Origin of the sequence: Bradyrhizobium sp. R2.2-H, from assembly GCF_004346455.1 — a bacterium.
Lineage (GTDB): Bacteria > Pseudomonadota > Alphaproteobacteria > Rhizobiales > Xanthobacteraceae > Bradyrhizobium > Bradyrhizobium diversitatis.
The window spans coordinates 335202-358773 of sequence record NZ_SMBR01000004.1 but is presented as its reverse complement, the minus strand read 5'-3'; the positions used below and the strand labels follow the sequence as shown (position 1 = coordinate 358773).

Below are 23572 nucleotides of genomic sequence, written 5' to 3'. Positions count from 1 at the left end.
GGCGGCAATGGTTCGATGACGATCGTAGTGCGAATGTCGCAGGGTGGCACCGCGCTTCGTCACCCGTCGAATTGATTTCCTGCGCGAATTTCGCTACCGCCTTTGCCCGTGGATACGCTCAAGGTCAGAGACGCCAAAGACGTTGAAGAGGTGGTGCGCGCGGCGATCGCCAACGAGCAGCCGCTCGAGATCATCGGTCATGGCAGCAAGCGCAGCATCGGTCATGCCATGACGACCAATGCGGTGCTCGACGTCTCCGCGCTGAATGCCGTCACCTCCTACGAGCCCAACGAGCTCATCATCACGCTCCAGGCCGGCGCGCCGCTGGCCGACGTGCTGGCGCTGATCGATGCCAAGAACCAGCAATTCGCCTTCGAGCCGATGAACACCGCGCCGCTGCTGGGCACCCCCGCACTCGGGACGATCGGCGGGATGATCGCGGCCGGGCTCGCCGGTCCGCGGCGTATCCGGGCGGGCGGGGCGCGCGATCATCTGTTGGGAGCGCACGCCGTCTCGGGCTTCGGCGACAGCTTCAAGACCGGCGGAAAGGTGGTGAAGAACGTCACCGGCTACGACCTCTGCAAGCTGCTCGCCGGGTCCTGGGGCACGCTGTCGGTGATGACGGAGGTCACGCTCAAGGTGATGCCGAAGCCGGAGGCCGAGCGGACGCTGCTGCTGCGCGGGTTGGATGATGCCGCCGCCAACAAGGCCATGACCGCGGCGCTGGGCTCGCCCTTCGATGTCTCCGGTGCCGCGCATCTGCCGAAATCGGCATCCCGGACCGGGACCGAGGGGATTGGCGACATCGCGGGCCAGGGGGAGGCGCTGACCGTGCTGCGGCTCGAGGGCATCACCGCCTCCGCCGCGCACCGCGCCGGCTCGCTGCGCGAATTGCTGGCGCCGTTCGGAACCGCGACGCTGGTCGAGGATGGGGCATCTGCGGCGCTGTGGGCCGCGATCCGCGATGTGCTGCCGTTTGCGGCCGGCGGCGCGCTCGGCGCCTGGCCGGTGTGGCGGATCGTCTGTCCGCCGGCCTCGGGCGCGGCACTCGGCACGCAATTGGCACGCGAGACGGGGGGCGATCTGATCTACGACTGGGGCGGCGGGCTGATCTGGGCGGCAGTGCCACCGACGCCGGACGCGCATGCCCCGGTCGTGCGCGAGCGCACGAACGCGGTCGGTGGGCACGCCACGCTGATCCGGGCGGCCGAGGATGTCAGGCGCAAGATCGACGTGTTTCAGCCGCAGGCGCCGGGAATCGCCGCCCTCAGCGAGCGGGTGCGTGCCAGCTTCGATCCGAAGACCATTCTCAACCGGGGACGGCTGACGCGGGGCGCTGCGTCATGAAGACCGAATTCTCGCTCGCGCAACTCGCCGACCCCGACATCGCGGAAGCCGACAAGATTCTGCGGGCCTGCGTCCATTGCGGCTTCTGCACCGCGACCTGTCCGACCTATGTGCTGCTCGGCGACGAGCTCGATAGCCCGCGCGGCCGCATCTATTTGATGAAGGAGATGCTGGAAAAGGACCAGGCGCCGACGGCCGAGGTGGTCAAGCATATCGACCGCTGCCTGTCGTGCCTTGCCTGCATGACGACCTGCCCCTCGGGTGTGAACTACATGCACCTCGTCGACCAGGCCCGGGTCAGGATCGAGCAGCGCTATCAGCGGCCGCTGCCGGAGCGGCTGCTGCGTCAGGTGCTGGCCTTCGTCCTGCCGGACCCGCAGCGCTTCCGCATCAGCATGTGGCTGGCGCGGCTGGCGCGTCCGCTGAGCGTCCTGCTGCCGACGCCCCGGCCTTCGGCGACGCCCGGATTGGTCCAGCGCATCAAGGCGATGCTGGCGCTGGCGCCGAACCAATTGCCACCGGCCGGGCCTGCGCCGGGCAGCGTGTTCGCACCGCTCGGCAAGAAGCGCGGACGTGTGGCGCTCCTCCAGGGCTGCGCCCAGCAGGTGCTGGCGCCGCGCATCAACCAGGCCGCCATCAGCCTGCTGACCCGCCACGGCATCGAGGTGGTCCTGGTCCGGGACGAGCAGTGCTGTGGCGCGCTGACCCATCACCTTGGCAACGACCGGGATGCGCTGGCGCGAGCTCGCGCCAACGTCGCGGCGTGGCGCAAGGAAGCGGCCGGCGAGGGGCTCGACGCCATCCTGGTGACGACCTCCGGCTGCGGCACGGTCGTGAAGGACTATGGCTATCTCCTGCGCGAGGACTCCGCGTTCGCGGCCGATGCGGCGAAGGTGTCGGCGCTCGCCAAGGACATCACCGAATACGTCGCCGGCCTCGAACTCGCGACGACTGCGAGACAGGACGACATCGTCGTCGCCTATCACTCCGCGTGTTCATTGCAGCACGGGCAGAAAATCACGGGCCTTCCGAAAGAATTGCTTTCCAAGAATGGATTCGTGGTGAAAGATGTGCCCGAGAGTCATTTGTGTTGCGGTTCGGCGGGGACCTACAACATTCTCCAGCCCGAGCTTGCGGGCCGGTTGCGCGACCGCAAGGTCGCCAACATCGCAAGCGTCAAGCCGGACATGATTGCCGCGGGCAATATCGGCTGCATGGTGCAGATTGCCAGTGGCACGTCAGTTCCGGTCGTACACACGATTGAGCTTCTCGATTGGGCTACGGGCGGGTCGCGGCCGACATCGAATGCACAAGCTTGAGCTTTCAAGGGCTCGAGCTTTCGTCCGAAGGTGACGGCAGAACGACGCCCGATCGACCATTGTTCGGCGGCAACAGGAGGACCACGATGGCGAAAGCGAAGAAGAAGAAAAGCAAGAAGGCCAAGAAAGCGAAGAAGGCCGTAGCAGCGAGAAAGACCGCAAAGAAGGCAGCCAAGAAGTCCGCAAAAAAGTCTGCCAAGAAGACTGCGAAGAAAACTGCGAAGAAGTCTGCCAAGAAGGCAGCCCCGAAGAAAGCCGCCAAGAAGGCTGCAGCGAAGTCGGCCAAGAAGGCCGCACCCAAGAAGGCCGCAAAGAAAGCGGCACCGAAGAAGGCGAAGGCAGCTCCTGCTCCGAAGCCGTCGGCACCGGTGGAAGCTCCGGCTCCCGAGCCTGCCTCCGAGACAAGCTGGGCGATGCCTTCGTCTTCTGCGGAACCCGCGCCGGCCGAGGGGCAGGGGTAAGCCCGGCCGCTCCTGGCTCTTGAAGCGATCTGCAATCAGGAAGGCCGCGGCGCCGGGCGCTGCGGCCTTTTTGCATCTTCGCGGGCTGATTCTGCCTCAGCCTTCGGCCGTGCCTGTCTGATTCGTGGCCTGGGGGTTTCCCAGCCGAAGACCCCCGGACTTACACGGGCCCCCTGTGCACTTTGGAATGCAAAAAATGTGATCGGGAAGCCACACAGGCGAACAACCTTTCGTGAAATGGTCAAAACGCCTAAAAAGTCGGCAGATGCCCGCGCTTTTTGCTTCACGGTTCCTATCCGCCAATCCAGATTGTCGCAGTGATGTAATTTGCAATCAGGTCGCGCGCCCCGGGGGGCTTCCGGGATCCGACTGGGGTCTAAGAACTGGTGATGGGGATCGAAATGAAAAAAGTGGCTTTGTTGGCAACGGCGCTGGCAATGGTGGCGACGGGTTCGGCTTTCGCGGCAGACTTGCGGGTGAAGGCGCTGAAGGCCCCGCCGCCGCCGGCCTTCGATCCCTGGGATGTCGCCTTCGGCGCCGGCATCACGAACGATTACATCTTCCGTGGTATCACCCAGTCGAACCACAACCCGTCGGTCACGGCCTATTTCGAGCCGCGCTACAACGTCAACAAAGACCTCCAGCTCTATATCGGTGCGGCCGCCGCGAGCATCTCGTTCCCGAACCGCGCCGCGGCCGAAGTCGACATCTACGGCGGTATCCGCCCGACGTTCGGCATGTTCGCCTTCGACTTCGGTGTCTGGGGCTATCTCTATCCGGGCGGAAGCTGCTTCGGCTCGCAGGGCACCCTCGCGCAGGGCAATTGCGGTACCAGCCTGGATAACTCCCAGGGCGCGATCGGCCTTCCGATCAACGGCAACTTCGCCAAGAAGGACGCAAGCTTCTTCGAAGCCTATGCCAAGCTGAACGTCGCCATCAACGATCAGTGGACGGTCGGCTTCAACGAGTACTATTCGCCGAACTTCCTGAACATCGGCGCCTGGGGCAACTATGCGTCGGTCACGGCCAAGTGGACCGCGCCGAGCACGACCTTCGGCGCCAGTGGCGTCGGCATGTACGTGTCGGGTGAGTTCGGCCGCCAGTGGTTCGGCACCTCCGACATCTTCTATGGCATCGCAGGCGATCCGCGGTACGCGAACGGCATCAAGGAGCCGAGCTACAACACCTGGAACGTCGGCCTCGGCTTCACCTACAAGGTGTTCACGCTCGATCTGCGCTACTACGACACCGATCTGTCGAAGGGTGACTGCAACGCCTTCACCAGTGACTTCTCCGCCACCAACTCGAGCCCCAGCTTCGTCACCCCGATCAACGGTGGCGCGAACGCAGCCACGGCTTTCGGCTCCAACTGGTGTAGCGCTGCTGGCGTCGCCAAGCTCTCTGTCGACCTGACGGCGATGACCAACCTGAAGTAAGTTTCCTTCCGAGACGACTTGGCGAGGGCGGCAGGACAACCTGCCGCCCTTTTGCTTTGGGGGCCACTTGCGTTGGCGGCCGCTCGAGATGCCGTCATGGCCGGGCCTGTCCCGGCCATCCACGTAGCCGCACAAAGAACGTGGATGCCCGGGAACAAGCCGGGGCATGACGATGTGGCAGCCTGCGCGGCGCCTCAGCCCGCCGCACTAGGCTCCTTCTCGGCCGGCGCGCCGCCGCCGAGAACGTGGATCGTACCGTCCTTCACCAGCGCCACCTTGCGCGTGTGGAAAGCGTCGAGCGTCGAGCGGTGGCCGATCGAGACGATGGTGGCGTGTGGCAGCTTCTCCGCCAGCAGGCGGTAGAGCCGGGCCTCGGAGGGTTCGTCCAGCGACGCCGTGGCCTCGTCCAGGAACAGATAGTCCGGGACATGCAACAGCGCGCGCGCAAGCCCCAGGCGCTGCTGCTCGCCGAGCGACAGCATCCGGTTCCAGTGGCCGTCCTCCCCCAGCCGCTCGGCAAGGTCGGGCAGCCCGACGGCGATCAGTGCATCGCGGACTTGCGCGGCGCCGAACGCGCCGGGCGCGGCCGGATAGACGACGGCATCGTGCAACATGCCGACCGGAAAATACGGCCGCTGCGGCAGCATCATCAGCTTTGCCTTCTCGGGGATGACAACCGTGCCGGTACCGAACGGCCAGATGCCGGCGATGGCCCGGAATAGCGTGGACTTGCCGGAGCCGGACGGGCCGGTCACCAACACGCGCTCCGACGTCTCGATGGTGAAGGCCTTGGCGGCAACCAGCGGCGTGCCGTTGGGCAGGTTCACGCAGAGCTGCTCGAGGTCGATATGGCGGCCGCCGCCGGCGACCTCCAGCGCGATGGCAGGCTCATGTGCCGGCAGGTTCCCGGCTGAACCGACGGACATCTCGAAGCCATCGAGGCGCGCAACGATCGAGCGCCACTCCGCCAGAGACCGGTAGGCCGTGACGAAGAACGACAGCGCGCCCTGCACGCTGGAGAAGGCGGATGCGGTCTGCATCATGTCGCCGAGCTGGATCTTCTTGGCGAAGAAGGCCGGCGCCACCAGCACGTATGGAAAGATCACTGCGGCCTGCTGATAGCTGGCCGTGAACGCGGTGAGGCGTTTGGTCCGGCTCATGATGGCGTACCAGTTGGCGATTACGAAGCCGAAGCGATCGAGCAGGCGTGCCCGTTCGGCGCCTTCACCCCTGAGCAGCGCGATCTGCTCGGAATTCTCGCGGACGCGGACGAGATTGAAGCGGAAGTCGGCCTCGTAGCGCTGCTGCTCGAAATTGAGGTTGACCAGTGGCGCACCGATCCAGTGCGTCAGTGCGGTGCCGAAGACCGCGTAGATCAGCGCGCCCCAGCACAGATAGCCGGGGATCATGAGATCGGTGCCGAACAGGTGTAGCGGCGCGGCGTTGGATAGGCCCCAAAGGATGATGACGAATGAGAACAGCGTCACGATCGACGAGAGCAGGCCGAGCCCGATGGTCAGGGTCTGCTCGACGAAATTCTTGACGTCCTCGGTGATGCGCTGGTCCGGGTTATCGGCCGCATCGCCCTTGAGCTGCATGCGGTAATGCGTGGCGCTCCGCAGCCATTCGCCGAGATAATGCCGGGTGAGCCATTGCCGCCAGCGAATCTGGAGCCACTGGTTCAAGTAGAGCTTGTAGACAGCCAGCGCGATATAGGTGGACGCGAGCGCGACGAAGATCCAGATCTCCCTGACGAAGGTGTCCCAGTCGCTGGTCTGGAGCGCGCTGTAGAACCGGTTCTGCCACTGGTTGACGAGCACGTCGATCGCGACCAGTGCCAGCTCCATCGCGACCACGGCGGCGAGCAGGCCCCGGCCGGCCCATTTGTCTTCCGATCGGAAATAAGGGATGGCGATTCGCCAGACGATCGCGAGCGTGGCGCTGATGTTCTTCACAGAGCAGGGTCTCCTCGGGAGATGTGCATGACGGCCCAGAGCCAAATACTTGAGGCAATGGCGAAAACGGGCGCGCTTAGACTAAAGTTGCAAGATCTGCAATTTGCGTTGGATTGTCGCAGCCCACAACCCTAGCATGGGGTTCGACGGCGCGGGGCAGGGTGGTTCGGGATTTCGCGAGCTTGTGAGCGGACGGGAACCGCCTGCATTCGCGAGGAATTGGCGTCCAGCCGGGGGTTATCACTTTCAGCGTCAAGCAGGACGGCTCTCCACGCGGGCCGCCTGCCGCAACATGCGTGGGGAGAAAGTCAATGTGGAATCAGATCTATGATCCGCTCAACAGCCCGGTACTGTCGACCATCGCGGCTGCGGTGCCCGTCGTTACGCTGCTGATCCTCATCGCGAGCGGCCGCGTCCAGGCGCATATCGCGGCCGTCATCGCCGTGATCGTGACCAACCTGATCACGATCTTCGTTTTCACCATGCCCGCGAACATGTCGATCCGCGCCTCGGTGCTGGGCATCGTCACCGGATTCTTCCCCATCGGCTGGATCGTCCTCAACGTCATCTTCCTCTACCAGGTGACGGTGAGCACCGGCCGCTTCGAATTGCTCAAGCGCGCCGTCGGCGGCGTCACCGAGGACCGGCGGCTGCAATTGCTGCTGATCGCGTTCTCGTTCGGCGCGTTCTTCGAGGGCGCCTCCGGCTTCGGCACGCCGGTCGCGATCACCGGCGCCGTGCTCATCGGGCTCGGCTTCTCGCCGCTCGCAGCCTCCGGCCTGTCGTTGATCGCCAACACCGCGCCGGTCGCCTATGGCGCGCTGGGCACGCCGATCCAGGGGCTTGCATCGGTCACGGGACTCGATCCGTACATCCTGGGTGCGATGGTTGGCCGGCAATTGCCGTTCTTCTCGCTGATCGTGCCGTTCTGGGTGGTGTGGGCCTTTGCGGGGTGGAAGGGCATGAAGGATGTCTGGCCGGCGGTCCTCGTCACCGGCATATCGTTTGCCGTCCCGCAATTCGTGATTTCGAACTACATCAATCCCTGGATCGTCGACATCGGCGCCTCACTGATCTCGATGGGGGCGCTGATCCTGTTCCTGAAGGTGTGGCAACCGAAGCAGCTTTGGCTGTCGCCGGCGCTGCGGGGCCACGATGAATCGGCCTCGACCATGGCTGCGGCAAGGCCGCTCGACAAGACGCCGCTGACGCAGGCCGAGCTCTTCAATGCGCTCCTGCCATGGATCATCGTCTGCATCGTGATGCTGATCTGGGGCAACGGCGCCTTCAAGGGCTGGGCGAACTCGATCTTCGTCTGGAACTATCCCGTGCCCGAACTGCACCAGATGATCAACAAGATGCCGCCGGTCGCGCCAGGGCCGACGAAAGAGAGCGCGGTGTTCAGCTTCACCTATCTGTCCTTCACCGGCACCGGCATGTTGATCGCGGCGATCATCTCCGGCATCCTGATGGGCGTCGGTCCCGGCGGGCTCATCGCCCAATATGGCCGCACCATCCGGCTCTGCGCGATCTCGCTGATCACGATCTCGGCGATGCTGGCGATCGGCACGCTCACCCGCCTGTCCGGCGTCGACGCAACGCTGGGTCTCGCCTTTGCCGCGACCGGTGTGCTCTATCCCTTCTTCGGCACGCTGCTCGGCTGGCTCGGCGTGGCGCTGACGGGATCGGATACGTCGTCCAATATCCTGTTCGGCAACCTCCAGAAGATCACCTCCGAGCAGCTCGGCCTGTCGCCGATCCTGATGAGCGCGGCGAACTCCTCCGGCGGCGTGATGGGCAAGATGATCGACGCCCAGTCGATCGTGGTCGCCTCCACCGCGACCAACTGGTACGGGCATGAGGGCACCATCCTGCGCTTCGTGTTCTGGCACTCGATCGTGCTGGCGTGCCTCGTCGGTGTGCTCGTGACGTTGCAGGCTTATGTCTGGCCGTTCACGGCGATGGTCCTGAAATAGCCGCCTGCGCCTCGTTCGAGGCAAATCCCCGCAAGGTTCGCCCCCGCGGGGATTTTTTGCATCCGGGCGAACCTTCTCAATGGCAGCGCCATCTTATAGAAGGTGCCGCAAATCAGGTCGGTCGAGAGGTCTCATGGTTTCGCTCATGCGATTGGTGTGTGCGGCAGTTGCAATGCTCGCGATGTCCACGCTCGCGCGTGCCGAGGACGGTTTCCCGTTCGGCACCGAGATGACGCTCGAAGCGTTGCCGCAAGCAGGCTCGAAGCGGATTCCGAACATCGAGATCGGCGACCATGGCGAAGTCGTGCTGGAGCTCTGGTGCAAGGGCGGCAAGGGCCAGTTCTCGGTTGCCGGCAACACCGTGATCTTCGTTCCCGGCCAGATCCAGGACCGTTCCTGTCCGCCGGCGAAGGCGCAGGCCGACGACGAACTCGTGGCCGCGCTCGGCAGCGTCGAAACCTGGAAGCGCCAGGGCGACGTGCTGACGCTGATCGGCCCCAAGCCGCTGCGCTTTCGGACGACGGGGAATTGAACGTCAGGGCATTCCGGGGCGCGCATAGCGCGAACTATGGTGCGCAGTTGCGCACCTGAGAATCTCGAGATTGTAGCGCGAGATTCCGGGTTCGACGCTGACGCGTCGCCCCGGAATGACTACGTCACTTCCACTCCGATTTGTCGGCGTCCCAGCGTTGGCCCTTCAGCTCCTTGGCAAGCGCCTCGATCGAGCCGTTGTCGTCAGGCAGATCGCCTTCTTCGTCCGGGCTCGCATCGTCGGACAGATTGAGCTTGGCACCGCTGCTCTCGTCGGCGGTCGTGGTCGCGGGGCTGCCGATCCAGAGCATGAGCTTGTCGGTCGTGCCGGGCTTGTCCGGCGAGACGAGCCCTGCGACCTCGATCGTGTCGGTGAGATCGAGCGCCGCATAATCCTGGTTCGGCCGCTTGAACACCAGCTTGAGCTTGCCGGTGGCCGGGTCGAAGTTCTGCGAGACCGGCTTTGCGGCGAGCGTCCTGCTCAGCACGCTCGCCACCGCAGTCGCGAGCTTGCCCTTGTTGATCTTGTCGCCCTCGCGCCAGTCCGCCGCGGGAAAGCGGATGGTGCGGTCCATCTCGGTCATGCCCGCGGTCCAGCCTGCGGCCGTGATGCCAGGCATCGCCTTGAATTTCGACAGCAGCGCGCCGGCGCGCTCGGGATCGACCGACATGTTGATGGTCTGCTCGCCTGCGCGCAGTGCGTCGCAGCCGACGGTGAGGCTGGTCAGCGTCACCTCGACCTCCTGGCCCTTCAGGCTCTTCAGGAAGTCGGTCGCCGCGTCGAGCTTGACCTTGACTGCGATCGCCTCCGGCGAGACGTCGGTGAAATCCTTCGGCTGCGGCGTGATGCCGTCGTCGGAGGTCTGGTTGTCCAGAAATTCCCTTTCGCTGAGATCGGAATTGTCGGGCGAGGTGACCTCGGTCACCGCCTGGCCGATCGCGATCTGGCCGCGGAATTCGAACGTGTCGCCGGACTGTTTGCGCGTCAGCTTGACGCTGACCGGCGACTTCTCACTGATGCTCTGCGTCGTTCCTGTCAGCGCCTGGCCGGCGACCTGGAGATTGACGACGAAGCGGTCCTTGCGGTCGGAGTTCTTCGCGATCGGGTAGCAGACGTCGAGCACCGCCGCGGTGACCGTCTTGCCCTGGCGCGTCTCCTTCAGGATCACGTCGGCATTGCCGTCCATCAGCCCGTCGATCGAGGTGAAATAGCGCGTCTCGATGCCGCCCGGCGCCGTCGCCTTCGGCGACAGCTTCATCTGGGCGGAGGCGAACTCGGGCGAGACGGCGAGCAGAGCCGCCAGAAGGGCAATCGAACAAACCGGAAGCGCGCGCATCGACGAAGACCTCGGGCAACGGGCATGATCCGGAAAAGTGTGAAGCGGTTTTCCGGGAGGATCATGCCCAAACAGTTAGAATCGGCGCCACCGTAGTGGTTTTTGGCTGCCGGTTGAATTGGAAAGCGGAGAGGCAGGGTCGGCAAAAAAGAAGGCCGCCCGGAGGCGGCCTTCGCAATATTGCAATGGAACGGAGCCTAGAAGCCGCCCATGCCGCCGCCGGCCGGCATGGCCGGCGCGGCTTCCTTCTTCGGCAGCTCGGCGACCATGGCTTCGGTGGTCACCAGCAGGCCGGCCACGGAGGAGGCGTCCTGCAGCGCGGTGCGTACCACCTTGGCGGGATCGATGATGCCCTTCTCGACCATGTCGACATAGTCCTCGGTCTGGGCGTCGAAGCCGAAGGTCTCGGACTTGTTCTCCAGGATCTTGCCGACGACGATCGAGCCTTCCACGCCCGCGTTCTCGGAGATCTGGCGGATCGGGGCTTCCAATGCCTTCAGCACGATGTTGATGCCGGCCTGGACGTCGTCATTGGCGTTGGTGAGACGGCCCACCGCCTTCTTGGCGCGGAGCAGCGCGACGCCGCCGCCGGGGACGATGCCTTCCTGCACCGCAGCGCGGGTGGCATTGAGCGCATCCTCGACGCGGTCCTTCTTCTCCTTGACCTCGATCTCGGTGGCGCCGCCGACGCGGATCACCGCGACGCCGCCGGCGAGCTTGGCGAGGCGCTCCTGGAGCTTCTCACGGTCGTAGTCCGAGGTGGTCTCCTCGATCTGGGCCTTGATCTGGCCGACGCGCGCCTCGATGTCGGGCTTCTTGCCGGCGCCCTTGACGATCGTGGTGTTTTCCTTGTCGATCACCACCTTGCCGGCGCGTCCCAGCATCTTCACCGTGACGTTCTCGAGCTTGATGCCGAGCTCCTCGGAGATGAGCTGGCCGCCGGTGAGGATCGCGATGTCCTCCAGCATGGCCTTGCGGCGGTCACCGAAGCCCGGCGCCTTGACGGCCGCGACCTTGAGGCCGCCACGCAGACGGTTGACGACCAGGGTCGCCAGCGCCTCGCCCTCGACGTCCTCGGCGATGATGACGAGCGGCTTGCCCGACTGCACCACGGCCTCCAGCACCGGCAGCATGGCCTGCAGGCCCGAAAGCTTCTTCTCGTGCAGGAGGATGTAGGCATCCTCGAGCTCGGCGGTCATCTTCTCGGCGTTGGTGACGAAGTAGGGGCTGAGATAGCCGCGGTCGAACTTCATGCCTTCGACGATGTCGACCTCGGTGTCGAGCGACTTGTTCTCCTCGACGGTGATGACGCCCTCGTTGCCGACCTTCTGCATCGCCTGGGCGATCATCTTGCCGATGGCGGCGTCACCGTTGGCCGAGATGGTGCCGACCTGGGCGACCTCGGAGGAGGCGGCGACCGGCTTGGCGCGCTTCTCGATGTCCTTGACCACGGCCGCGACTGCGGTGTCGATGCCGCGCTTGAGGTCCATCGGGTTCATGCCGGCCGCAACGGCCTTGGCGCCCTCGCGCACGATGGCCTGGGCCAGTACGGTCGCGGTGGTGGTGCCGTCGCCGGCGGTGTCGTTGGTCTTGGAGGCGACCTCGCGCAGCATCTGGGCGCCCATGTTCTCGAACTTGTCCTCGAGTTCGATCTCCTTGGCGACGGTGACGCCGTCCTTGGTGATGCGGGGCGCGCCGAACGACTTCTCGATGACGACGTTGCGGCCCTTCGGGCCGAGCGTCACCTTGACGGCGTTGGCGAGAATGTCGACGCCGCGCAGCATGCGGTCGCGCGCGTCTCCGGAAAACTTGACGTCTTTGGCAGCCATGTCTGCAATCCCTCGTGTTTCGTGATGTGTCTTGTTCGTGCTGTTTCCTGCCGCGCTCCCTCCGTCTTACCGGGCTTGTCCGGCCTGCACGGCCGTAGCCGCCTCGGCGGGGCAAGCCCGGGCATGACGATGGAGCATTCAGCGGCCGTTCAGGCAGATGGCCTTAGGCCAGCACGCCCATGATGTCCGACTCCTTCATGATCAGGAGCTCTTCGTTGTCGATCTTGACCTCGGTGCCCGACCACTTGCCGAACAGCACGCGGTCGCCGACCTTGAGGTCGATCGGGATCAGCTTGCCGGTCTCGTCGCGGCCGCCGGGCCCGACGGCGACGACCTCGCCCTGCGACGGCTTCTCCTTGGCGGTGTCGGGAATGATGATGCCGCCCTTGGTCTTTTCCTCGGCGTCGATACGTTTGACCACGACACGGTCATGCAGCGGACGAAATTTGGATTTAGCCATGACGTTTCCCTTTGGAGGCTCGCTTCGGAAGGAGTGGAAGTCGGTGGGGCGGCGCGTCCGTCCACCCTCTCCCTGAGAGACCGAACGGCGCGCTTAGCAATCGGGCTTTCCGAGTGCTAATAGTGCGCCCGGAAATATGGCTTGGCCGCGATCCTGTCAAGCAAAGGTGGTTAAGCGATTGTTGAGGCGGATATAGGATGGTGGCATTGGAAACTCGTTCGGGGCGCCGGCGTACAGTAGGACGTCATTGCTCCGGCAGCGGTTTTGCGCTTGGCTGCGGGAGGGGTGCGGCCGTCGTCTTGTTCGGGGGAATGCCATGATCAGTTCAGCTCACGCGCGCACGGTTGCCAATCTGGCGGCAGCCTCCTGTCTGGCGCTGTTGCTGGGCGCCTGCGGCGGCGGCATGAGCCTGCCGTCCTTCTCGTCGTCCTCTCCGCCGCCCGAGGCCGAACCCGGCACGGCTCCGGAAATGCCCGCCACCATCCGCGCCGACGAGATCGTCGGCCGCTGGGGTCTCGCCTCGTTCCAGAACCCGGCCGACCGCGCCCGTACCGAGGCTGCCGCCCGGGCGCAGTGCAAGAACCCCTATGTGATCACCGCGGGCTCCTCCGGCGGCGTGATCATGCATCTGGCCGACCAGGCGACACCGCAGGAACTGCGGCTGAAGGGCTCGCCGAGCGGCAAGAACTACATCGGACCGGCGGGGCCAACCCCCGGCGAGCAGGATCGCGAGATCATCTCCTTCGACGGCCGCGTCCTGATCACCCGCTTCATCGACAAGGACGCCGCCACCCGCTACGGCAACATGGTCTACGTCCGCTGCGCGCCGCGGGCGTGATGTCTCTTAACCCTCTCCCCTTGTGGGCCCTTGTGGGAGAGGGTGGCTCGCCGCAAAGCGGCGAGACGGGTGAGGGGTATCTCTCCGCGAGTGAAAATCTCGCAGTCCAGTTTGCTGAAGCAACCCCTCATCCGGCGCTTCGCGCCACCTTCTCCCACAAGGGGAGAAGGGAAGGGTGCCCCGCGGTTGGTCTTACAAAACAAAAAACGCCGGCTCGCGCCGGCGTTTTCATTTTCCGTAATCCGCGTCCGCTCAGTCGAACAGCGCGTCGATGTCGTCCTGCGAGGCATGGCCGACGTCGCCGGCGAGCTTCGGGCCGTTGAGGAGCTTATCGTCGTCGCTGCGGTTGTCGACATGCGCCGGGACATGGGCCTTGATGGCGTCGACGCCGCCCCAGATGTCCATCATCGCATTGATGTGCTGCTCGATGAACTTCATCGTGGTCATGACCTTGCTGATGCGCTGGCCGGTCAGGTCCTGGAAGTTGCAGGCTTCGAAGATCGAGATGACGCGTTCCTGGATGTCGTCGGCCAGCCGCTTCTGCTGATCGGCCGAGTCCACCTTGGACATTGCGCTGGCGGCCTGGTCGATCGATTCTGCGGCTTCGAGGATCTGCTGGGTCGCCTGCTCGGTGCCGCCGACCACCGCGCCGAGCTCGCCATTGACCTTGGCCATCTCGCCGCCGTCGAAGCTCTTGCCGTGCAGCGTCGCGATCTCGCGCTTGGTGCGATCGATGGCATCGTGGATGAGGTCGAGCTCGACCTTCAGCTTCTCGCACTGCTCGATCTGTGCCCGGTAGGTATCGAGCATGGTGCGCGCTTCGGCCAGCTCGTGGGCCGTCGAGGCGTCGATCGCCGCCATGGCTGCACTGCCGGACAGTGGGGCGGCACCCTTCGCCATCTGTGCGCGGATCGCGCGCAGCTCGGCCATGATCTCGCTATGCATCGGGGGGGCCTCTTCAACTACATCTGGAATGGGCATCTCGCCACCGACGATATCCTCGACACGAAAACGTTTGCGGTGAACAGCCATCAGGAAACTCCCCCACCTCATTCACGCGTCTTTGTAGGCACAAGCGATTTAACACGAAGTTCACAGCGGGAACTGCCAGGCGGCCCGCGAGCGACGCTTCGCGAAGAAGCGATTAACCATGGACGCGCGACGTTCATGGAAAATAAACGCTGATCGCCAAATTGCGCCGCCATTCGCGACGTGGTGAATCCAAACGCCCGATGCGTTTACCAAACGAAACGGCTTTTGCTCTTTATTGACCACGTCGCGGCGCCGATCAGCCAGGCAGCTTCCGCGACGCATGTGATCTAGACGAAACAGTACAGAGTACGTCGATGTTCAAGAAAATGTCTGTCGCGCTGCTCGGCAGCGCTTGCACCTTCATGGCCGGCACCAACGGCGCCGGCGCCTTCGACAACAGCGTGCCGAACGATCCGCCCGCGGTGCTCTACGCGCCGCAGGTGCCGCCGGCGCCGGTGCGCGTCGCTTCCAATTCGAACATGGGTGGCGGCTTCATCGAGTTCCTGTTCGGCGACGGTCCCGGTCGCGGTCCGGCCTACGCGCCGCAGCAGCCGGTGTATCAGCAGCAGCCGGCCTATTACGATCAGCGTCGCCTGCCGCCGATGGGCGAGCCGCAGATGCAAGGCGCAGCTCTCCAGCAGGAGGCGATCGATCCGCGGCAGCGTCCGTTCGATCCTAGATTCGAGAAACAGCTCGTTGACTATAACGGCAACGAAAGTCCCGGCACGATCGTGGTCGATACGCCGAACAAGTTTCTCTATCTCGTCGAGGGCAACGGCAGGGCGATGCGCTACGGCATCGGCGTCGGCCGTCCCGGCTTCACCTGGTCCGGCGTGAAGTCGATCACCGCCAAGCGCGAATGGCCGGACTGGACGCCGCCGAAGGAAATGCTCGCGCGCCGTCCCGATCTGCCCCGGCACATGGAAGGCGGTCCGGAAAATCCTCTTGGCGCCCGCGCGATGTATCTGGGATCGACGCTCTATCGCATTCACGGCTCCAACGAGCCATGGACCATCGGCACCAACGTCTCCTCCGGTTGCATCCGCATGCGCAACGAAGACGTCATCGACCTCTACGGCCGCGTCAATGTCGGCACCAAGGTCGTGGTGATGTGATGCTCGCTTTGCCCTCTCCCCTCGTGGGAGAGGGTGGCTTCGTGTCCAGACCGGATAGATAGGTAACACAGTAGACCGGATGGATGGGTGACAGTTCTCTGTCGACTGGGAGGAACAGTCGATGCCTTGGCGAGAGAGCTGCGCAATGGACGAACGAGTTAGCTTCATTTCGGATCAACGAACCGGCTTGTGGACGATGACGGAGCTTTGCGAGCGCTACGAGATCAGCCGCAAGACCGGTTACAAGTGGCTTGATCGCTACCGGTTGGAGGGACCAAGCGGGCTTGAGGAGCGTTCCCACGCCCCGCGGGCGCATGGGCGAGCGACGCCTCAGCACATCGTGGATGCGATCATTGGGCTTCGGCTGGAGCGGCCGAGCTGGGGACCGCGCAAGATCGTCAGCAAGCTTGCAGCTCGCCAAGGAGACGTGGACTGGCCGTCGGCCTCGACGGCGGGCGAGATTCTCAAACGGGCGGGACTGGTCAGCGAGCGGAAGGTCCGGCGACGAGCGCCGCCACGGATGGGGCAACTGACGGTGCCTCAACATGCCAACCATGTATGGGCCCTCGATCACAAGGGCTGGATCCGGCTGGGCGATGGATCTCGCGTTGAGCCCTTCACCGTAACCGACGGCTTCAGCCGCTATTTGATCAGCTTGGCGGCAACGGGCAGCACGCAATATGCCGAGTGCCGGGCGCCGCTGGAACGGGCGTTTCGCGAGTACGGCTTGCCGCAGGTCATCCGTTCCGACAACGGCTCGCCGTTCGCCTCGACCGGAATGACCGGTCTGACCGCGCTCGCAGTATGGTGGATCAAGCTTGGCATCCGTCATGAGCGGATTGATCCCGGCCATCCGCAGCAGAACGGCCGGCACGAGCGCTTTCACCTCACGCTTCTGGAGGCCATGCAGCCACCTCCACCAACCCGGATCGCACAGGCCCGGCGCTTTGCGGCATTCGTGCGAGACTACAACGAAGAGCGGCCGCACGAGTCGCTTGGCCAGCGACCGCCTGCCAGCGTCTATCAACCTTCACCTCGGGCGATGCCCAGGCGGCTTCCGCAGCCGGATTACCCGGCCGAAGCGGCGGTGCGCCAGGTTCGCTCCAACGGCGAGATCAAATGGAGAGGCGAGTTCGTCCACATTTGCAGCGCTCTCGTTGGTGAAGCCGTTGCCATCGAGGAGACCGAGGACGGATTCTGGCAAGTGCGCTTCTTCGACGTCCCGATCGGCATCATCGACCAGAAAACACGCAAGCTGCGGCGCAGCGCTAGCGCTGCGCCGCAGCCAACCAAATCATGAACCACTGTTACCCATCCATCCGGTCTGTTTTGTTACCAATCCATCCGCTGGACATTCGCTGAAAGCGAAGCCAGGTGAGGGGTCTCTGTCCGCACGAACAGCGTTGCAATTTGGAGAGATACCCCTCATCCGGCGCTCGCGCCACCTTCTCCCACAAGGGGAGAAGGAAGAGGTTCTGAGCAAGAGTTGGAAAATGAGAACGGCCGCCTCTTGGGCGGCGGTTCTTGCTTGCGCGGCTACCAGACGGCCTTACACGTAATCGCTGCCGCCGTCGTCGCCGCCGAAATCGCTGTCGTCGGCCATGTCCATGTTGTCGTCGCGATTGTCGTCGTAGTTCTGATCGTTGTTGTCGCGATCGTTCGAGGCCTGGTCCAAGAAGCCCTGGCGCGAGTCCTGGTTCGAGCCGATGTCGTTGAGGCCGGCATCGCGCGACAGCGACCCGCCCGATTGGTCGCCACCGCCCCAAGGACTTCCACCAGCGCTGCGGTCGCCTGCGGCGCTGGTGTCGCCGAAAGCCTGCTGATGCGAGCCACCCATCATGCCGCGGATGCTGGAGAGCAGCAGCGAGCCGCCGACGACGCCGGCCGCGGCCGCGGCCGCCGTGCCGAGGAACGAGCCGCCGCCACCGCCCGCAGGCGGGGCACCATAACCTTGTCCCGGCCCTTGTCCGGGCCCTTGCACCGGCCCTTGGCCGTAACCCTGTCCATAGGGTGGCTGGCCGTAGCCCGGCTGCGCCTGCTGCATCGCCTGGCCGGTGTTCCAGACCGGTCGCTGCTCACGCGGCGGCACGTTCGGAACCGAGCCGCGCGAGGGGCTCCCGCCGAACAGCGAGTCGCGCATGGTGTCGAGGAAGCCGCCGGACTGGGCGGGCTCGGGCGCCTGGGCGGCCTCCAGCTCCTGGATGCGGTTATGAGCGCGCTTCAGCGCTTCGTCCTGCAACAGCGTGGTCTGCACCAGTGCGTAGACGGCGCCGGGCGCCTTGCGCAGACCGTCGGAGATCGCGGCGACCGCATCGGGATCGCGCGGTGCATTTTCCAGCTTTGAAAGCCGGTCGAAAAGGTCGTCGACGAGCTGGCGTTCCTGCGGCGTCATGATCTGTCTCCTTCGCGCAAAATCAAGCGCGCAGGAGATGTAGGGTTCCATTGTGGCCCCAACAGTGCCGGCCGGATTAAATTTCCGTATGCGACAAGCTGCCTCCTGGCCCGCGTCTCGCCGGGTTCATCCCAGTGTCACGTTGCTGTCCGACAGCAGGCGCGCAAAGGCGTCGCTGGCGAGATAAGCATGCTCGCGCTCGCGGACATCGGTCATCGGGTCGAGGCCGGCGAGGACGTCATCGACGAAGCCGGGATGGCACATCACGAGGCCGCCGTCGGGAAGGCCTTCCAGGAACTGCCGCATCAGCGCGCCGAAATCGGCGGCGCGCGTGAAATCATAGGCGCCGGCGAAGCCCGGGTTGAAGCCGAGGCCGGCGCTGCCGGCGCGGCGGCGGAATCGCGCGCTGAGACTGTCGAGCACCATGGCTTTTGGTGAGGCCAGCCGTTGCCTGAGCGGCAGATCGCGGCCGCCCTGACGCACCCAGGCGCCCGGCGCAGTCTCAACGACCGCATCGACGAAGCCGTCGCGGACCTGCGGGTAGAGCTGCACATGCTGGTGGCCGTCGACGAAATCGGGGGCGCGTCCGAACGCTTCCATGAAGGCTGCCAGCTGCGCCTTGACTTCGTTGCGGAAGAATTCCCGGTCGAGCCGCCGCAAAACGCCCGCGCGCAGCAGCTTCGGAAACGGCATGAACATGTCGCCGTCGAGCGGTCGGAAATGCATGGTGAGCGGCCGGAACGGCGCCGACAGCGTCACGTGCAACCCGATCGTGCAGCGCGGGTTCGTCTTCGCTGCGGACTGAAGCGCCTCGATCTCGCTGCGCGCGATTGCCGGACCCACCATCATCACCGAGGTGGCGTTGAGGCGGCCGCGTTCGATCAGGTCGCGAATGGCGCGGTTGACGGCCGGGCTGATGCCGTAATCGTCGGCGCAGAGCCAGATTCGCCGCGGGCGCGCGGCCGCGCTCATTCGGCCGCCGTCCTGTTCGGGGCGTCCTGGCTTGAAGGGTCCTCGGCCTTGCCGGCCTCGGAGTGCTTCTCGCTGTGCTCGGCGACGAAGTAGATCGGGCGCGCCTTCAGCTCGGACAGGATTTTGCCGATATATTCGCCGACGATACCGATCATGATGAGCTGCACGCCGCCGATCGTCATCAGGCCGATCACGAGCGAGGGATAGCCGGGCACCTGCTTGCCGGTCGTGAACACCTCCCAGAGGATCGACAGGCCGAACAGGAAGGCACCTCCGGCGAGAATGACGCCGAGCAGGCTGGCGAAGCGCAGCGGTGCCACCGAAAACGAGGTCAGGCCCTCGATCGAGAGGCCGAGCAGGCTTGCGGCGTTGAAGGTGGTGACGCCATGGACGCGCGCCGCAGGCTCGTAGTCGACGCGAATCTGGCGAAAGCCGATCCAGCTGGCGAGGCCTTTGAAGAAACGGTTGCGTTCCGGCAACTGCCTGAGTGCGGCGACCGCGCGCGGCGAGAGCAGGCGGAAGTCGCCGGCGTCCTCGGGAATCTTCTGGCGTGCGCCCCAATTGATCAGCGCGTAGAAGCCGTGCACCGCGACCCGGCGCAAGAAGGGCTCGTTGTCGCGATGCGCCTTGGCGGTGTAGACGACGTCATAGCCGTCATCGATCCAGTGCTGCACCAGCTGTTCGATCAGCGCCGGCGGATGCTGGCCGTCCCCGTCCATGAACAGGACGGCGCCGAGCCGGGCATGGTCGAGGCCCGCCATCAGCGCGGCCTCCTTGCCGAAATTGCGCGACAGCGACACCACCTGGACGTCGATCGCATCGGCCGGCAGCGACCGCGCGATCGACAGCGTCGCATCCTTGCTGCCGTCGTCGACGTAGACGACCTCGCAAGTCAGCCGGTAGCGCTGCCGCAGCGTCTTTGCGAGATCGCAGATGCGCTGATGCAGGGCAGCGAGGCCCGCCGCCTCGTTGTAGACGGGGACGACTATCGACAGCCCCTTCGCAGCGGCGCTCGCTGCGGTGGTCGTCATGCCTGATACGTCAGAGCCCAGCGTCATCGATCAAGGTTCCAGAGGCGTTTAGATGTTCTCAACAGCATATGGTAGCTGCCGCTTGCTGTCGCCATGCTGAACGAACCCCGGGCTCACTGCCCGAGGAACGCCGCGAGCTTGGCGAACAGCGGGTTCTCCCGATCGAACACGTAGTCCAGCGAGACCACCGAGACGGTCTCGGCGCCATGCTCGCGCAGGAAGCTCGCCAGCGCATAGAGCTGACCCGGCGGGCAGTGCAGCGTCAGCATGCCTGAAGAAGTCGGACCGCCGAACGGCGCCTCGACGCCGTATCGGCTGTGGGCCTCGCCGAGCAGGGCGGCGTCGCATTGCCGGAAGCGGGTGCGGACTTCGCGGTACTTGTTGGCCCGCGCCCGCGCTGCGATGTGATCGAGGATGACACGCGCCGTCTCTCGCGCCTGCGGCGACCAGTCAGCCCCTTTGGATGCCACCAGATTGGCCTGGCTGCGCAGGATTGTACCGTCGTCGAGCACCCGCAAGCCGTTGGCGGCGAGCGTTGCGCCCGTGGTGGTGATGTCGACGATCAGCTCGGCGCTGCCGGCTGCCGGCGCGCCTTCGGTCGCGCCTGCGCTTTCGACGATGCGGTAATCGGTGATGCCGTGAGCCTGGAAGAAGCCGCGGGTGAGGTTGACGAACTTGGTCGCGACCCGCATCCGCATGTGATGCTGCTCGCGGAAGCCGGTGGTGACATCGTCGAGGTCCGCCATGGTGCGGACGTCGATCCAGGCCTGCGGCACCGCGACCACGACGTCGGCATAGCCGAAGCCGAGCCCTTCGATCAGCGACACGCGCTTGTCGGCATCGGCGATGTTCTCGCGCACCAGGTCCTCGCCGGTGACGCCGAGATGCGCAAAGCCGCGGGCGAGTTGCGAGGCGATCTCGCTCGCCGAGAGATAGGCGACCTCGACATTGTCGAGACCTGCGATCGTGCCGCGGTAGTCGCGGGCGCCGCCGGCCTTCGACAGCTTGAGGCCGGCGCGGGCGAAGAAGGCCTCGGTATTCTCCTGAAGGCGGCCCTTGGAGGGAACGGCCAGAACGAATGGCGCGCTCATGACTTAAGCTCCCACCTTGCGGCCGATCTTCGTCAGCGCATCCACCCAGACCGAGAAGCCGACCGCGGGAATAGGTTCAGCCGAGCCCAGCTGGGTCATCAGCCCATCATAGCGGCCGCCGGCGACCAGCGGCTCGGCGCCGTTGCCCCGGTGATGCAGCTCGAATTCGAAGCCGGTGTAATAGTCGAGGCCGCGCCCGAACGCCGTCGAGAAGCGGGTCTGCTTCACCTCGATGCCGCGCGCCGCCATGAAGCCGACGCGGCTCTCGAACTGATCGATCGCCGGGGCGAGATCGAGCTTCGCGTCGGTCGTGAGTGCGCGCAGCTCGGCGATGGCGTCGTCGGGATTGCCTGATATCGACAGGAAGCGCTTGAGCACGGCGATCGCCTCGCGCGGCAGCGCGCCGCCCTTCAGCGTCGATTGCTCGAGGAAGCGATCGGCGATCTCGGCCGTGGTGCGTCCGCCGACATTGGTGGTGCCGGCGATCGACATCAGATCGGTGACGAAGGCGAGTGCCGCCTTGCGGTCGGAGCCGGCGAGGGCGGCCAGCACGCCCTCGTATTCGCTTCGCGTCGCGGTGCTGGCGGCTGCCAGCCGCTCCAGATCCTGCTCCAGGCTGATCTTGCGGTTGAAATCCTTGACCAGGCGGCGGCGCCAGACCGGATAGAGGTTGAGTGCGTCCAGCAGGGCATTGAACAGCGCGACGTCGCCGGTGCGGATCTCGACATCGCGGACGCCGAAGGCGGCGGTCGCCTCCAGCGCCAGGGCCAACATCTCGGCATCGGCCGCGGCGCGGTCCTGGCGGCCGAACGATTCGATGCCGGCTTGCAGGAATTCGCTGGCCTGGCCGCTACGGTAGCGAAACACCGGGCCGAGATAGCTGAACCCGGCCGGCTGGCCGGCGCGGCTCGAGGCGAGATAGTCGCGCGCGACGGGAATCGTCAGGTCCGGGCGCAGGCAGAGCTCCTCGCCGGAAAGGTCCGTGGTGAGGTACAGGCTCTTGCGGATGTCCTCGCCGGAGAGATCCAGGAACGGCTCGGCCGGCTGCAGGATGGCGGGCTCGGCCCTGATGTAACCGGCCTGCGCGAACGACAAGAGCAGCGTATCCGCCCAGGCGGAGCCGGCAGCATTTGAGGTGGCAGTCGCGGTCATCTCAGGGTCCATCGGCCCGGTGGAACCGGGCAGGGCAAGGAAGGAATGGGAGTTGGCGCAGCCCTTAGCATGGCCCGACAGCGGTTTCGACCTCCAAAGGATCAATCGCTTAACGAGTTTGGCGCGACGCCGGCCCCGTCGGCAGGGTGTAGAGACGTGGCGTCGTTGTAGCCTGATTTGGTATTTTTATACCTAGTCCCGCTGTGTCCCGTTTCACCTGGGGCGCGCCGGACGAGCGCGTTCGGCTTCATTCGGTTGGGCCGGGGTCTGGGGCTGATTCCACGAACGATGCCTCGGTCGCGGCAACGGTCGACCCCGCCGTCACGACCCCCGCGTCTTCTGCGAGTTGCTCCGCCAGGTCGAGGACCCTCCCCCTTCCGCGGGGGTCCGTGAGGCGGAGAAACGCCTTGATGAGCCGCAGCGACTCGCCTGCTCGCGCCTCGGGGACAACGTCGTCATTCATTGCCATGTCGTCCATCGCGATCGCCACCCTGGCGGCGCCGGCATCGTCGAACCTGTTGGATGCGCGGTCGCGCAATGAAGTCCTGGCGGCCAGGGTCCGGCAGGCACGTCGAAGGTCTCGTCGACAACGATCTCCAGATGCCGCAGCAGGCCAGCGTCACAATGAGAAACTAGGGACGGCTGGCAAGTCGTCGCATACTCATTTTGGGTATGGCCGATGGTCCGTTCGCCGTAACCATCGTTTACAAGATGAATGTTGGTTTTCGATTCATGCGCAATGCTTCAGATATTATCCGGACGGTCTCGCGGCACACGCTAGCCTATATGCTGTTCTCGATGAGCGAGTTGTTCCGGCACTACGACGAATTCGATCCGCTGGACCTTCTGATCATTCATGCGGTCCTGAACGCCAATGTCATCCACGTGATGAACGATCCGGCGTTGGACGAGAAATTCTCCAGCATTCATGCCGTCGAGCCGGATGTGATCAAGCAGGGGGTCTCTCGTGCCGCACTTTCCCGCTTCCTCAGCCTGCCCCTGGAGACGGTTCGCCGCCGCGTGACAGGACTGAAGAGGCGGAAGATTCTTGCCGAGACGAAGGCCGGACTCATCGTGACCGAGCAGAACGCATTCAGGTTTGGAAACAACCACGAACTGCAGAAGACGAACATGCTGTTGCTCGCGAAGCTGCTTCGCGATCTCAGGCGTGCCGGCATCAGCGGGCCGGATGATCTGCGCGCCCCCAGGGGCGCGACGTCCGCAAAGAAGGCAAGGTAAGCGACACGATATGGATCAAGGCCATCTCGATACGGCGCGCGACGGAGCGCGAGAGCTGG

At 64.8% G+C, this 23572-nt stretch carries 20 protein-coding genes; 10 read left to right on the top strand and 10 right to left on the bottom strand.

Going from position 1 to position 23572, the window contains the following annotated elements:
* The first annotated feature begins 108 nt into the window (after nucleotides 1–108).
* From EDE08_RS12675 to EDE08_RS12660, 4 genes are all read left to right on the top strand, one after another.
* On the top strand, nucleotides 109–1347 hold the full coding sequence (locus EDE08_RS12675; protein ID WP_131869124.1) for an FAD-binding protein: 1239 nt from the start codon (nucleotides 109–111) through the stop codon (nucleotides 1345–1347).
* The gene (glcF, locus tag EDE08_RS12670) at nucleotides 1344–2666 is read left to right on the top strand and encodes a glycolate oxidase subunit GlcF (RefSeq protein WP_131869125.1); all 1323 of its coding nucleotides are present in this window, start codon (nucleotides 1344–1346) and stop codon (nucleotides 2664–2666) included. Before EDE08_RS12675 ends, glcF begins: the two co-directional genes overlap by 4 nt.
* A gap of 86 nt (nucleotides 2667–2752) precedes the next feature.
* Nucleotides 2753–3127, top strand: coding sequence for a histone (locus tag EDE08_RS12665; protein WP_131869126.1), 375 nt, complete (start codon nucleotides 2753–2755; stop codon nucleotides 3125–3127).
* Nucleotides 3128–3528: 401 nt separating this feature from the next.
* The gene (locus EDE08_RS12660; protein ID WP_131869127.1) at nucleotides 3529–4563 is read left to right on the top strand and encodes a TorF family putative porin; all 1035 of its coding nucleotides are present in this window, start codon (nucleotides 3529–3531) and stop codon (nucleotides 4561–4563) included.
* Between the two features lie 194 nt (nucleotides 4564–4757).
* Here the strand turns inward: EDE08_RS12660 and EDE08_RS12655 are convergent, their stop codons facing one another.
* Entirely contained in the window at nucleotides 4758–6518 is a 1761-nt protein-coding gene (locus EDE08_RS12655; RefSeq protein ID WP_131869128.1) for an ABC transporter ATP-binding protein/permease, read from the bottom strand.
* Nucleotides 6519–6829: 311 nt separating this feature from the next.
* Here EDE08_RS12655 and EDE08_RS12650 point away from each other — a divergent pair, with 311 nt between their 5' ends.
* Complete coding sequence (locus EDE08_RS12650) at nucleotides 6830–8494, top strand: L-lactate permease (protein ID WP_131869129.1); 1665 nt, start codon at nucleotides 6830–6832, stop codon at nucleotides 8492–8494.
* Nucleotides 8495–8627: 133 nt separating this feature from the next.
* On the top strand, nucleotides 8628–9026 hold the full coding sequence (locus EDE08_RS12645; RefSeq protein ID WP_165935891.1) for an META domain-containing protein: 399 nt from the start codon (nucleotides 8628–8630) through the stop codon (nucleotides 9024–9026).
* A gap of 124 nt (nucleotides 9027–9150) precedes the next feature.
* Here the strand turns inward: EDE08_RS12645 and EDE08_RS12640 are convergent, their stop codons facing one another.
* The 3 genes from EDE08_RS12640 to EDE08_RS12630 form a co-directional block, all read right to left on the bottom strand.
* Nucleotides 9151–10362 (bottom strand): hypothetical protein, encoded by a 1212-nt coding sequence (locus EDE08_RS12640; RefSeq protein ID WP_131869131.1) that lies wholly within the window; start codon nucleotides 10360–10362, stop codon nucleotides 9151–9153.
* A gap of 197 nt (nucleotides 10363–10559) precedes the next feature.
* Nucleotides 10560–12191, bottom strand: coding sequence for a chaperonin GroEL (gene groL, locus EDE08_RS12635; RefSeq protein ID WP_028179556.1), 1632 nt, complete (start codon nucleotides 12189–12191; stop codon nucleotides 10560–10562).
* A 163-nt stretch (nucleotides 12192–12354) separates the two neighbouring features.
* Entirely contained in the window at nucleotides 12355–12651 is a 297-nt protein-coding gene (locus tag EDE08_RS12630) for a co-chaperone GroES (protein ID WP_025033779.1), read from the bottom strand.
* Between the two features lie 316 nt (nucleotides 12652–12967).
* On the opposite strand from EDE08_RS12630, the gene EDE08_RS12625 reads away from it, so the two are divergent.
* Nucleotides 12968–13489, top strand: coding sequence for a hypothetical protein (locus EDE08_RS12625; RefSeq protein ID WP_061879002.1), 522 nt, complete (start codon nucleotides 12968–12970; stop codon nucleotides 13487–13489).
* 252 nt (nucleotides 13490–13741) lie between these two features.
* Here EDE08_RS12625 and EDE08_RS12620 read toward each other — a convergent pair whose 3' ends face one another.
* Nucleotides 13742–14521: a protein phosphatase CheZ gene (locus tag EDE08_RS12620; protein WP_165935890.1), complete on the bottom strand. Its 780-nt coding sequence runs from the start codon at nucleotides 14519–14521 to the stop codon at nucleotides 13742–13744.
* 314 nt (nucleotides 14522–14835) lie between these two features.
* Here EDE08_RS12620 and EDE08_RS12615 point away from each other — a divergent pair, with 314 nt between their 5' ends.
* A complete protein-coding gene (locus EDE08_RS12615) occupies nucleotides 14836–15636 on the top strand; it encodes a L,D-transpeptidase (RefSeq protein ID WP_131869134.1) in 801 nt (266 codons plus the stop codon).
* Between the two features lie 145 nt (nucleotides 15637–15781).
* Entirely contained in the window at nucleotides 15782–16936 is a 1155-nt protein-coding gene (locus EDE08_RS12610) for an IS481 family transposase (protein WP_245524779.1), read from the top strand.
* Nucleotides 16937–17185: 249 nt separating this feature from the next.
* On the opposite strand, the gene EDE08_RS12605 is transcribed toward EDE08_RS12610, so the two are convergent.
* The 5 genes from EDE08_RS12605 to EDE08_RS12585 all read right to left on the bottom strand — a co-directional run bounded on the left by EDE08_RS12605 (nucleotide 17186) and on the right by EDE08_RS12585 (nucleotide 22274).
* Nucleotides 17186–18028, bottom strand: a complete 843-nt coding sequence (locus EDE08_RS12605) for a DUF2076 domain-containing protein (protein WP_131869136.1) — start codon at nucleotides 18026–18028, stop codon at nucleotides 17186–17188.
* A gap of 126 nt (nucleotides 18029–18154) precedes the next feature.
* Nucleotides 18155–19000, bottom strand: coding sequence for a ChbG/HpnK family deacetylase (locus tag EDE08_RS12600; RefSeq protein WP_131869137.1), 846 nt, complete (start codon nucleotides 18998–19000; stop codon nucleotides 18155–18157).
* Nucleotides 18997–20058, bottom strand: a complete 1062-nt coding sequence (locus tag EDE08_RS12595; protein ID WP_131869138.1) for a glycosyltransferase family 2 protein — start codon at nucleotides 20056–20058, stop codon at nucleotides 18997–18999. The genes EDE08_RS12600 and EDE08_RS12595 overlap by 4 nt, the downstream gene beginning before the upstream one ends.
* An 86-nt stretch (nucleotides 20059–20144) precedes the next feature.
* Nucleotides 20145–21122 carry an ATP phosphoribosyltransferase gene (gene hisG / locus EDE08_RS12590; RefSeq protein WP_131869139.1) on the bottom strand — a complete coding sequence of 326 codons (978 nt, stop codon included), beginning with the start codon at nucleotides 21120–21122 and terminating at the stop codon, nucleotides 20145–20147.
* A gap of 3 nt (nucleotides 21123–21125) precedes the next feature.
* A complete protein-coding gene (locus EDE08_RS12585; RefSeq protein ID WP_131869140.1) occupies nucleotides 21126–22274 on the bottom strand; it encodes an ATP phosphoribosyltransferase regulatory subunit in 1149 nt (382 codons plus the stop codon).
* Between the two features lie 672 nt (nucleotides 22275–22946).
* Here EDE08_RS12585 and EDE08_RS12575 point away from each other — a divergent pair.
* On the top strand, nucleotides 22947–23513 hold the full coding sequence (locus EDE08_RS12575; RefSeq protein WP_245524787.1) for a hypothetical protein: 567 nt from the start codon (nucleotides 22947–22949) through the stop codon (nucleotides 23511–23513).
* Nucleotides 23514–23572: the final 59 nt, after the last annotated feature.